This window comes from Paucilactobacillus wasatchensis, from assembly GCF_000876205.1.
In the GTDB taxonomy this organism is placed as follows: domain Bacteria; phylum Bacillota; class Bacilli; order Lactobacillales; family Lactobacillaceae; genus Paucilactobacillus; species Paucilactobacillus wasatchensis.
Genome location: NZ_AWTT01000001.1, coordinates 86,781 through 99,215 on the forward strand (window position 1 = coordinate 86,781; position 12,435 = coordinate 99,215).

Annotated in this window: 9 protein-coding genes, 1 tRNA gene and 2 pseudogenes; 2 read left to right on the forward strand and 10 right to left on the reverse strand. The window is 42.1% G+C overall.

What is annotated here, in order from left to right; all coding sequences use genetic code 11:
* The first annotated feature begins 337 nt into the window (after positions 1-337).
* On the forward strand, positions 338-484 hold the full coding sequence (locus WDC_RS09615) for a hypothetical protein (RefSeq protein ID WP_156126970.1): 147 nt from the start codon (positions 338-340) through the stop codon (positions 482-484).
* A gap of 1,002 nt (positions 485-1,486) precedes the next feature.
* On the opposite strand, the gene WDC_RS00420 is transcribed toward WDC_RS09615, so the two are convergent.
* Positions 1,487-2,233 carry a competence protein ComK gene (locus WDC_RS00420; protein ID WP_156126971.1) on the reverse strand — a complete coding sequence of 249 codons (747 nt, stop codon included), beginning with the start codon at positions 2,231-2,233 and terminating at the stop codon, positions 1,487-1,489.
* 252 nt (positions 2,234-2,485) lie between these two features.
* On the opposite strand from WDC_RS00420, the gene WDC_RS00425 reads away from it, so the two are divergent.
* A complete protein-coding gene (locus WDC_RS00425) occupies positions 2,486-3,052 on the forward strand; it encodes a sigma-70 family RNA polymerase sigma factor (protein WP_044009832.1) in 567 nt (188 codons plus the stop codon).
* Positions 3,053-3,193: 141 nt separating this feature from the next.
* Here the strand turns inward: WDC_RS00425 and WDC_RS00430 are convergent.
* From WDC_RS00430 to WDC_RS00460, 9 genes and pseudogenes are all read right to left on the reverse strand, one after another.
* Positions 3,194-3,265 (reverse strand) — tRNA-Asn (locus WDC_RS00430).
* A 103-nt stretch (positions 3,266-3,368) separates the two neighbouring features.
* Positions 3,369-5,738 (reverse strand): annotated as a pseudogene (secA, locus tag WDC_RS00435) (preprotein translocase subunit SecA).
* Between the two features lie 60 nt (positions 5,739-5,798).
* The gene (locus WDC_RS09770) at positions 5,799-6,050 is read right to left on the reverse strand and encodes a glycosyltransferase (protein ID WP_082040874.1); all 252 of its coding nucleotides are present in this window, start codon (positions 6,048-6,050) and stop codon (positions 5,799-5,801) included.
* A 560-nt stretch (positions 6,051-6,610) separates the two neighbouring features.
* Positions 6,611-6,763 (reverse strand): annotated as a pseudogene (locus WDC_RS09775) (KxYKxGKxW signal peptide domain-containing protein); the annotation flags it as partial.
* Positions 6,764-7,046: 283 nt separating this feature from the next.
* Positions 7,047-8,189 carry an IMP dehydrogenase gene (gene guaB / locus WDC_RS00445; RefSeq protein WP_044009834.1) on the reverse strand — a complete coding sequence of 381 codons (1,143 nt, stop codon included), beginning with the start codon at positions 8,187-8,189 and terminating at the stop codon, positions 7,047-7,049.
* Between the two features lie 144 nt (positions 8,190-8,333).
* Positions 8,334-9,722, reverse strand: a complete 1,389-nt coding sequence (locus tag WDC_RS09960; protein WP_263640382.1) for an adenine deaminase C-terminal domain-containing protein — start codon at positions 9,720-9,722, stop codon at positions 8,334-8,336.
* Positions 9,719-10,072 carry an amidohydrolase family protein gene (locus WDC_RS09965; protein WP_263640383.1) on the reverse strand — a complete coding sequence of 118 codons (354 nt, stop codon included), beginning with the start codon at positions 10,070-10,072 and terminating at the stop codon, positions 9,719-9,721. The genes WDC_RS09960 and WDC_RS09965 overlap by 4 nt, the downstream gene beginning before the upstream one ends.
* Before the next feature lie 10 nt (positions 10,073-10,082).
* Positions 10,083-11,435 carry an NCS2 family permease gene (locus WDC_RS00455; protein ID WP_044009835.1) on the reverse strand — a complete coding sequence of 451 codons (1,353 nt, stop codon included), beginning with the start codon at positions 11,433-11,435 and terminating at the stop codon, positions 10,083-10,085.
* Between the two features lie 205 nt (positions 11,436-11,640).
* Entirely contained in the window at positions 11,641-12,405 is a 765-nt protein-coding gene (locus WDC_RS00460) for a DUF1129 domain-containing protein (RefSeq protein ID WP_044009836.1), read from the reverse strand.
* Between the last annotated feature and the right edge of the window lie 30 nt (positions 12,406-12,435).

Below are 12,435 nucleotides of genomic sequence, written 5' to 3' on the forward strand. Positions count from 1 at the left end.
TGAGACCGCGCTCACAGTGAAGCGAGCTTAGTCTACGAAGTCTAACCGGTTTTATTTACACTCTGATTTTGAAACGTGCAAATTGAGTCAAGTCTCTAGTGCTAAGTGCTCTTCACCATGACCGCTAAGACCGCGCTCACGGTGAAGAACCCTTAGCATACGAGACTTAACCGACTCAATTTACACTCTGATTGCTGAAACGTGCAAATTGAGTCAAGCTTCTAGGGATAAATGTGACGGCACCATGACCGCCGAGACCGCGCTCACAGTGTCGTCGCACTTATCCTACGAAGCTTACCCGACTCAATTTACACTCTGATTTTGGAAGGAGAACTCCATGAAACTTAAACAAATTATTCAAATCGGCTTTAGTATTGCCGGCATTATTGGTTCACTATTTTTACTCAAAAAACGCTTCGCTAGTTTGAAAGAACAGATGATTACCATTAAAGACAAGCATGAATTAAAGAAAGAAAACGGCTAGCACACTCGGTTTGCTTTAATATAACTGCCCTCACTAATTGGATTTAAACCTAATTTGTCAGGGCTTTTTTGTTACATAGAAATAACGGTTTATTGCGTACCTAGTTAGCAGGACAGTAAATATCTTCGGAACGGTCGTGAAACTACTGAAAATTGAGCCTGTCCAGGAGGTGGTACTATTGAACAGTCATTGTTCACCCCACATTAAGTATTGGGAGGTGAATTAATTGAGCTTGCTTCAATTTTTAATTCAGCTACTGCTCGGCTGCTTGATCGCGACCTTCAGCGCTGTTTTAGATTGGTTTAACCACCGCAACAGACATTAATAAATGTTTGCTGTATTCGTTAGCCTCACCCGCTAAATTTCAATAATGGTTATTTACCGAAAAAACACCCAGACTCTCACAAAGTCTGGGTGTTGGTGAATATTGAGCTTACTTCACCATTAATTATGAAATAAACCTACATAAAAGTCAACCAGTTTCCCGCTTGCTGATATAGAATAAAATATCGCAATTCACCAAGGAAAAACAATGGATTAAAACATACTTAGTCAGTAGGACAGTAGAAAAATTTGAAAGGGTGGTGAAATTGCTACAATCCGATTCTGTCCAGGAGGTGGTACCATTGAACAGTCATTGTTCACCCCACATTAAGTATTGGGAGGTGAATTAATTGAGCTTGCTTCAATTTTTAATTCAGCTACTGCTCGGCTGCAGCCTTTAGTACTGTTCTAGATTGGCTTATACATCGCAACAGACATTAATAATGTTTGCTGTATTAGTTAGCCTCACCCGCTAAATTTCAATAATGGTTATTTACCGAAAAAAACACCCAGACTTAAACGGAGTCTGGGTGTTGGTGAATATTGAGCTTACTTCACCATTAATTATGGTATATGTCGACATAGATGTCAACAATTTACTGATAAATTTGAGCATCAAATTGACACTCAAAAAATACATAATAGCAATTAATTTTTAAAGAATAAACTGGGCAGCATTTAATTATATCCTTGAAACGGCTGCGTTAATATTCGTTCCATTACTTGATCGAAACTGTCGTCCATCTTTACGCCGTACAGCTTTTCAGAGATTATTTCGAATAATAGGCGTAGTTTAAAGACTGTGAACGCCGCAATATCATGTCCCGCAACATAATGCGAACTTTCATCCAAATTAAAGTGACCCCACTGCTTGGCAACCTCGGAATAGGAGCCATGGAGAATTGAAAATTGGCGGTCATGCATAATCTGCGTGGCGCCAATTAAGTTTGCCTCGTAAAGCCGTTTTTTTAGCGATGCCTCCGACATATCTAATGTCACCGTTTGATGGTTTTTAAACGTAATATACATCACTCGCTCAGCCTTAGAGTAATTATAATTCGCAATGTGATGGGCCATAATCCACGTTGCATCTGCACTTTTAACTCCCCGCGAGGCAATTAATTGATACTTTCCTGACACGCAGTGATAGGAACCCTTCAAGCCTAGGAACTTCGAGTATGCACACATATTAAATTGGTACACCGGTACAGCAGAAGTGAACTCCTCCAATAGTTTCTTCGCCGAGCGCCGCACAATCACGCTGCAGTCTGTAGCTAAAACGAACGAATAAATTTCACCATCTAGCTCAATTTGACGAAATAGTAGCGTCTTCTCCCATGATATTTCGGTACTATCACAAAAATGCTGTGCGTCTCCTCTCGTTAAGTTCTCTAGGTCAATTAGTGGCTTATCAAATTGATCCATTAAAATAACACAACCCCTCAAATTTTTAATACTACACTTATTTTGTAATAAGCCTCCTATGACAAATTAGCGAAAAATTGGTTATATTACAAATAATAATTTGATTAAAATGCTCATCTAAAACTTATTTACGCATTCATGGCAATTTGTCATTAATACCCTTAATTTATTGTTCGTGTTCTGTAAGCGCTTACCTTATGCTGTTTTCAACCAAGGCCTTGGAAATTTATAACATTAGAGGAGCATGAGCAAATGCAACATTTTGACCCAAAAATTGCCTTCGATTTTTTGGCAATTGATGACCATGAACGCGTGATTTTTGGCGTAATAAAACGACTGGGGGTTAACAAACAACACCATTACTATGATGATTTCGTTCAAGAAGGCCGTCTCATATTTATCAGCGCCTATGAAAAATTTCCAGGCAATGTCACAGTTGAAGAAGAAAAATTTATGGTTTTTGCCTATCAGCGAATTTATTGGCATCTATTGGATTTATTGCGCCGCCAAAGTCAGCAAATCAGTCACCATGAATTCTCACTCGACAATGAGTTAATTCCCACTGAAATAAAGGAAGCCATTACCTTGGACCCGACCAGTAAGGTGAACCAAATTGACCAGTTAGTAAACGATGACTTTTTCATTCGCCTATTCACCAGCTGTTCCACCAACGAGCGGCGCTTTTTGCTGGATGCGGTATTGAAGCAGAAAACTAATATTGAAATTGCACGGCATTATCAGGTTAGTAAGCAGGCTGTTTCTAAGTGGAAGCGGCAGGTGCAAAGAAAGGCGCAAGAGGTGATTGAGGACCAAACATGATATTTGGATAACAAAAAAGCTTGGGGCTTCCCAAGCTTTTTTCACTTTTAATTGCTCAAACGTAATAAATAAGGCAAACCCTTCCGGTAAACTAAGCGATGCTCATAGCTTAATCGTCTTATTTATCACTCTGTATATATACTGCCCCGGTAGGATTCGAACCTACGACCCTTTGATTAACAGTCAACTATTCTACCACTGAACTACGGGGCAATGATGCTACGCAATGATAATATTATACCATTGGTAGCTGAAAAAAATCTATTATTTTAGCAACTTTTCATTAGATAATCAACACACCAAATTCATTCATTAATTAACTCAAATTTTGTCTAATTTCCGACTTCATTAGCAACCTGGTTGCATCGTGCTCGATCCCAGCAATCATTTCTTCAAACATTGCAAAACCGTTAGTTTGATATTCGTTTAGTGGGTCCAGTGAGCCATATCCGCGCAGACCAACTGATTGTCTGAACTGATCCATTGCATCTAGATGATTCATCCAGTGTGAGTCAATCACCCGCAGTAGAATTGACTTTTCAAATTGCAACATTTGCGCATCATCATGCAATTCCGATCTCTTTTTGTCAATTTCTTTGTCGACAAATTCCATCATCTTAGCGACCATTTCATCTGGCTGAAGTCCTTGCAAGCTTTCGATTGTAATTTCACCTGGCTTCGTTATTGTTGCTTCCGCAAACGTCACAATTGCCTTTAGATCCCATTCACCCTGCTTTCCCAGAACGTGCGAATCAACGTTGCGTGTAATCGTTCGCTCTACAATTGGCCTAAAAACCGGTGTCAAAGTGTCCGATTCAATCAAGACCTGCTGCCGTTCTTCATAAATGATTTCTCGTTGTTAACGCAATACATCGTCGTACAACAACACATTTTTACGAGCATCTGCATTATTACCTTCAACTTGTTTTTGGGCATTTTCAACTTGGTGTGTCAAAACACGGTTCTTTAACACGGCGTCCTCATCAGCTAAGTTAATTCGACGCAAGAATCGTCGAATTCGGTCGCCACCAAAGCGAACCATTAAATCGTCTTCCAATGAAAGGTAAAACTGTGAAACGCCCGGATCTCCTTGCCGACCAGAACGTCCACGTAACTGATCATCAATTCGTCGTGACTCGTGACGCTCTGTACCAATCACGGCCAATCCGCCAAGTTCGACTACTCCTTGTCCCAATTTAATATCAGTCCCACGACCAGCCATGTTCGTGGCAATAGTTACCATTCCCTTTTGTCCAGCATGTTTAACAATTTCAGCTTCTTCCGCATGCTTTTTAGCATTCAAAACAACATGTGGAATTTGAGCTTCATCTAATAAATCTGACAAGTGCTCGGATGAAGATACTGCAACTGTACCGACTAAAACTGGTTGTCCTTTTTGGTACAATTTTTTAATTTGCTCCACAACTGCATGAAATTTACCCTTTAAGGTGGCATATAAAATGTCTGGCTTATCATCGCGAATAACTGGTTTGTTAGTCGGAATGGAGATTGTTTCCATATTGTAAATTGACTTAAATTCTTCGCTTTCGCTTCGCGCAGTACCAGTCATACCTGCCAGTTTGCTATACATTCTAAACAAATTCTGATAGGTAATGTTAGCCATCGTTGTACTATCTTGTTGAATATCAACATGTTCTTTGGCTTCAATGGCTTGATGCAGTCCATCACCAAATCGACGGCCTGGCATTGCCCGGCCGGTAAATGAATCAACAATTAACGCATCCCCATCTTTAACCACATAATCCTTATCGCGTAGCAATACATAGTTAGCCCGCAAAGCTTGGTCAATGTGATGAACTAAGGCCGCATTTTCAATATCATATAAATTTTGTAACTTGAAATACTTTTCGCCCTTGTGGATTCCTTCATCAGTCAAAATGGCAGAATTGGATTCTAAATCAAGTTCATAATCCACGTCTTCGTCCAGTGTCTTAACAAAACTATCGGCTCCGTGGTAAAGTTTTTCATTTGAGTCAATACCAGGACCACCCGAAATAATCAATGGTGTTCGAGCAGCGTCAATTAGCACGGAATCAACTTCATCTATCAGCGCATAGTTCAATCCGCGCTGCAGTACCTGGTCAGATCGTTGACTGGCCATATTATCTCTTAAATAATCAAACCCAATTTCAGACTCCGTTGAGTATGTAATATCAGCATCATAGGCAGCCCGTTTCTCAGGTGATGATTTTTCATTTTTGTTAACTCCAACGGTCAAACCGAGCCACTTATACAATTCACCCATCTCAGTGGCATCTCGTTCGGACAAATATTCATTAACGGTAATTACGTGAACGCCTTTGCCATTCAAGGCATTCAAGTAGACTGGCATGGTTTCAGTTAACGTTTTACCTTCACCAGTTCGCATTTCGGCGATGTTTCCACCGTGTAACACGATGCCACCCATAATTTGAACATGAAAGGGAAACAGCCCAAGCACACGTTTGGCCCCTTCACGACACACAGCAAATGCTTCTGGCAGTATATCGTCAAGCGTTTCACCATCAGCAAGGCGCTGTTTAAAAATTGGGGTCTGTCCTTGTAACTCTTCATCCGAAAACTTGGCGTACTTGTCAGCATATTTCTCAACTTGGGTTGCCTGTTTATCGATCTGCTGCAGCTCTTTTTTATCACTTTCAATTATTTGTTTTAAAATATTTGCCATCTAGGCTGAAACCTCCAAAATGAATCGAGTGATGGTTAATAACTCTGAAGCACTGTTCAGCTAGCGTACAACATACTTACGCCACAAAGCCCAAGCGTTGTCTTCGTCAAAATGTTGGCGTTGATCGTATGCTCCATCGCTCAACTGTTGCAGTTTAGTTTGGTCGCTTAATACCTCGATTGCTCGTTTTGCCATTGTGGCAACGTCACCAGCTGGCAGAACATAGCCGTCAACGCCATCTGTAATCGTATCTTTAGGACCGTAGTTAACATCATATGCCAGCACTGGCAATCCATGGGCAATTGATTCCATGATAAATAATGGATTTCCTTCGTAACGACTGTGTTTTGACCAGTGGTATAAATTGTTGTTGCTCGATCTGTTGAATTGTTAACGTCTGAGCTAATTGCACCCTGATCGTTATAGATATCACTAGTAACTGTTTGGTCACCGATTTTATCTTGTGTAGTTGTCGTCGTTGCAACAATCGTTTGATCAAGTTGATCATTAGCAGCTGGATTAGTTGAAACCTCGCCACCACTTACTAAAGAAACCTGGCCATACTCATCAGCTGTACGGTTTGTGTCTTCATTTGCCTTTGCAACGCTTGAATCAGCAGCAGATTGGGCACCTAATCCTGTTGTAGCACTGTTTTCTGCAGCTGAAGTAGTACTACCGAACATCGAGCCTTTAATTAAGGCTGGGTCTGTAGCGGTAACTGTTTCTGTCCCTGGATCTGTTGGATGTGCCCCAACATTATTGTCATCAATAACTGTTGGATGTGTTTCTTCAGTTTTGCTAATGGTTGCCGTACTAGTTGCTGCACTAGTAACAGCTGTCGTTGGAGCTGCTGTGTCGTTTGCTGTAGCAGCATGTGCGTCAGTTGAGGCAAAGCTGAGTCCCGCAGCTAAAGCAAAAGTTGCAATTCCAGCATAAAGCCAAAGCTTGCCTGCCTTGTACATCTTGAAATGTTCTTTCATTTCACTACTTTCTTGCCGAATCTTTAACTTATTGTTCTTTCCCATTTTTTCCCCTCCAAATTTTTCAAACTAAGTAACACCATAAACACATGATGACGTTTACAAAGTTCAATTTACCATATTCATATAATAATAAAGTTATCGAAAATTTATTTTTTTACACCTCTTTCACACTTTCTTCACAATTTCGTGGAATTTAAATTAATATGATTCCGTTTTCATGCATATCAAGTGATAAGAAAAAAACACACAAAATAAATAAGCGTGAATTGGGCACAAAAAAAGCCTAGAAAGATTATCTTTCCAGGCTTTATTCATATTCTACATTCTATTTATAGTTAGGTGCTGCCTTCGTAATCTGGACATCATGCGGGTGAGATTCAACCAGACCAGCATTTGAAATTTGGACGAACTGAGCATTATCAATTAGCGCCTGAATGGTTCCAGCGCCGGTATAGCCCATCCCCGAACGTAATCCACCAACTAGCTGGAAGATAATGTCAGAAACATCGCCTTTATATTCCACACGGGCTTCAATTCCTTCTGGCACTAACTTATTAGCTTCGTTGACGCCGCCTTGGAAGTAGCGGTCTGATGAACCATGTGACTGTGACATTGCGGCCATTGAGCCCATGCCACGGTATGATTTATATTTCTTGCCGTTGTCTTCAAAAATTTCGCCTGGCGCTTCAGTAGTGCCGGAGAACATGCTGCCCAGCATGACGGCATTGCCACCAGCAGCTAGGGCTTTCACGATGTCACCGGAATACTTGATGCCACCATCGGCGATGATGGTCTTGCCATACTTGCGAGCCACGGCGGCAGCGTCATAGATAGCGGTAATTTGTGGAACACCAACACCGGCAACAACTCGAGTAGTACAAATCGAGCCAGGGCCAATGCCGACCTTAACGACATCTACACCAGCTTCATAAAGTGCCTGGGCCCCTTCGCCAGTCGCCACGTTGCCCGCGATTAAGGTCGCATCAAGAAAATGGTCGCGAATTTCTTTAATTTTACGGAGAACCCCGGCTGAGTGACCGTGGGCAGTATCAATCACGATTGCATCGGCACCAGCGTCAAGTAATGCTTGGGCGCGGTCAAATGTGTCGCTAGTCACACCAACTGCGGCAGCGACTAACAACCGTTTTTGGTCATCTACAGCGGCGCGGTCAAAGTTACCAGTCAAATCAACACCTTTAACGGTAGCAACTTCGCCAGCTTGGTCTTGAATTGTCATGTTTTTATGAATGACTCCCATGCCGCCTTGAAGCGCCATCGCGATCGCCATTGAGTTTTCTGTCACAGTATCCATGCCAGCACTGAGAAAAGGTACCTGAAGCTTGATATTCTTCGCTAATTGAACGCTCAAATCAACTTCGTTAGGCAAGACGTCACTCTTGGCCGGAATTAATAGAACGTCATCAAATGTAAGTCCTTGTTTCACAAATTTTGTTTCCCAGTTTGACATGATAATGGTCTCCTTTTGTTTTTTGGTTGGAACGTGTGCCACGCCCTAATGTATTGCTATTACGTTACCAGCCAAACCGCAAATGGTCAAATGAATTTCGCAACTTTTCATCAATTTCTTATTTTCCATTGATTTCACCAAAGCTTACGCATCAATCGAAACCAATTTTGTCTGGGTCACATCCATTAATCCCTTATCAGTCAGTCGTAAGTTAGGAATCACATCCAACGGAATCGAGCCCATCTTCATCATCGGATTAAAGTTAACATTCAAGTCTAACTGATCATGAACCTTTTTGTTAAAGTCTAATTGAATTTTGATTAAATCAGTCACGGCAATATTACTCATCAACCCACCAATTTGAAGTGGTACAGCAGCGATGACCTGACCGTCCTTGACCGCTACGCCGCCTCCTTGTTGTTTAATCAGTTCATTGACAGCTAACACCATTTCATCATCATTAACACCAATCACCACGATATTATGCGAGTCGTGTCCAATTGTGCTGGCGATGGCCCCATGTTGCAGCTTAAAGTCAGAAATCAATCCCAGGCCCACGTTGCCGGTGTGATGATGGCGTTCAACTACCGCCACCTTGATCACATCTTGCTGTGGTGTCCATTCAAAGTCGCCATTATCATCGGTGTTAACATCCGTAACCACATCTAACGTTCGACTAGTTTCCTGCAGGCCAATCACATGAGCTTTAGTCCCAGCTAAATGCAGTTTCAAATCGTTACTATCAAAGTGGTCAAGATGGACCGTTTGCAACAAGTCTTGATATTCAGCTGGAATCGTTTCTGGTTGTGCATCTAATACTGCTCCATTTTGTGCAACTAACTGCCCATTAATATAAGTTTCTTCTATTGTAAAAGTATTTAAATCGTTCACAATCAGTAAATCGGCACTCAGACCAGGCGCAATGCCCCCACGGTCCTTCAGGCCACAGGACTGAGCTGAATTAATCGTACCCATTTGAATCGCTGTAATCGGTGAAACGCCATTAGCAATGCATACCCGAATACTTTCGTCCAGGTGACCAACGTTTTTGAGCGTAACGGCTTGAACATCATCACCGCACAATGTACAAAAACGCGAGTTTTGCATCGTCATCCCCTGCAATAGCGTCGGCAGATTCTTGGAAATAGTACCGTAACGTAGGTAAACGTACATCCCACGTGAAATTCGGTCTAACATTTCAGCCACAGTGGCACATTCATGGTCATCGTGAATTCCGGCTGAAGCATATGCATTCAGAGCTTGCCCAGCTAGCGATGGACTGTGCCCATCAATCAATTTACCATCGTTAATGGCCACCAATAATTCATCAAGCACATCATCGTCTGCGCCAACGACACCGACGTAGTTCATAAATTCAGCCAAACCGTAAGATTTATTTTGCTGGAATACTGTTTCAATATCTGGTGCTTTGATCACTGCCCCGGACGTTTCAAATTTTGGTGAAGCTGCGGGCACGCATAAGGGCATCATGTACTCAATTTTTAGCGGTGTGCGGGTAGCCGAATCAATCATATAATCTGGACACCAGCCACGTTCACAATTTCGTGTGGATCGGCCAGGATTGTAGTCGTGCCATGTGGTGTGGCTAACTGGCCAAAAACTGCTGGCGATACGCTAGCTGATTCAATATGAATATGTGGATCGATTAAGCCGGGCGTAATGTATTTACCAGCAACATCAATTTCTTGTTTGCCGTGGTAATCATCGCCGATGCCCAAAATTTTTCCATTGCCAATGGCTAAGTTGCCCTTGATTAACCGAGCATTATAAACATCGACAATCTGTGCATTTTTGAAAACAATGTCGGCCTCAGTACGACCACTAGCTTGTTCAATTAACTGTTTTAATTCACTTTTTTGCATGGTATGCTCCTTAGCTACTTGGCAGTGCGTTCATTGCAAACAACAAAAAGAAGAAAATAATGGCGGCAGCGATCATGATTGGATGAACCTCTTTACGTCGACCAGCCGCAAACATTGTCAGCGGATATGCCAGAATGCCAAATGCCAGACCATATGAAATGTTGTAAGTCAGCGGCATACTCAAGACGATTAAAAATGATGGTAATGCTTCTTCAAACTTCGACCAGTTAACTTTTGCGAGTGACTTGGCCATAAACGAACCAACGATAATCAGAACGGGTGCCGTTACTTGTGACGTTACCAACGTCAATAATGGTGAAAAGAATAAACTCAGACCAAACATAAATGCCACAGTTAGTGCTGTTAGCCCAGTTCGACCACCGGCAGCAATCCCCGTTGAGGATTCAACGTAACAAGCGGTGGGGGTGGAACCGAAAACGGAACCAGCAATCATTGAAGTGGAGTCGGCGAACAGCGCACGGCCAACTTCCTTTGGAATATGATTATCTTTAATGAAACCGGCTTGTTCAGCTAAGCCAATAACCGTTCCGGTGGTATCAAAGAATGCTACCAAGAAGAAAATAAGAACAACAATTAACATTTGAATACTGAAAATATGATTGAGATTCAAAATTGAAGCACCAAACGTTGGTGCCAAACTAGGAATTGTGGAAACAATGCTTGACGGCATTTTAATTAACCCGGCAACCACACCGACAATTGCGGTGGCTGCCATGCCGATAAACATAGCACCGGGGATTTTTTTGGACATCATCAACCCGATGGCAACTAACCCAAAAACCGTTAACCAAACAGTCGGGGTCGACCAATTAGTGATAGTAACCAACGAAGACTTGCTGCCAATGACCAAGCCACCCTGTTTTAACCCGGTAAAGGCAATAAATAACCCAATTCCTGCTGCCATTGCAGATTTTAACGAGGCTGGAATTGCATTAATCACGGCTTCACGAACTTTAAATACCGTTGTGAGCATAAACAAAATCGAAGCGATAAACACGCCTGCAATCGCGGTTTGCCATGGGATTCCCATGCCAATGACAACTGAATAACTAAAAAAAGCGTTACTCCCGAGACCGGGAGCAACCGCTAATGGATAGTTCGCAATAAAAGCCATTGCAACACAGCCGACGATGGCAGTAAGCGCTGTTGCAACAAAGACGGCACCTTTATTCATCCCAGCTGCGGCGAGCACAGTGGGATTAACAAACAAAATATATGACATCGCAATAAAAGTCGTAATGCCTGCCACAATTTCTCGTTTGACAGTCGTTCCCTTCTCCGATAATTTAAATACGCGGTCTAACAGTGCTGGTTCGTAGTTCATTGGTTTCTCGTTTTCCATTCTCCTATCAGCCTTCCATGTTCGTATTTGTAGTGCTTAATTTGATTTTAACACTACTTTACAAAATGTACAGGTTGAAAAACGAACTTTATTTATGTAAACGTTTTAATCGTTCGGATATAAAATGAGCACAAAAAATGACATCTTAAGTTAGATGTCATTATACCAGTTTCATTTTTAATAAATAGTTGAATCGTAAAAAAGATTATCTTCTACGGCGATTTTGTTGTGGACTGCCGAAAGCTCCCCCAACAATGTGATATTTACGGCGAAGATAAAGGTCGGCCACAAAGCCAAGTACACCCAGTGTCAAGTAAGCCCAGGCTGGTAATTGTGGGTTGACCACGTTTGGCAACATGCTGGCGACAAAGTAAACCCCAATCCAGGCTGCCAGTGCAACTACGACCGCAATGATCCGGAACCAAATTGGCTGTTTCTTCTTTTTGGCTGGCGGCGTCAAAATTTGAGTTACCCAGGCAAACAACATCCCACCGATAATACCAACAAGTAAGATGGCTACAATTCCAGTCGTACCAGACTGTTGTGTCTGTAATGACTTCGGTTGGAAAAAGCCCATCGCACCAAACAGCAACGTGAAGATGTTAAAAAACATCAGACCGTTATCGGCGGCCAACAACCAGAAACTACTTTGTTGATTAGTAGCTTTAGCTGGACCGTGGATTAAATCGTTGGCCTTTTTAGTGGGCGTATCAAATAATTGCTTAGCCGTCGCGCCTTTTTTCTGGCCTTCAAGTAACGCCTCAATTGTTTCTTTCAGGGCATCAGTTTTTTTCTCCGCCTTCATCCCTTGTTGATCGAGTTGCTTATTCAATTGAAACATGAATTCTTCGTTCCGTTTCGTTAAACCATAATCACCGAACTGCCGGTGTGTAGTGGCATTGTCTTGTCGGACATACGCTTTTTGTCGTGCTCCTGCCGCTGCATTTCGCGGTTGATTTTGTTCGCTCACAATGTACCCCTCTCTTCGTTCACCATTATT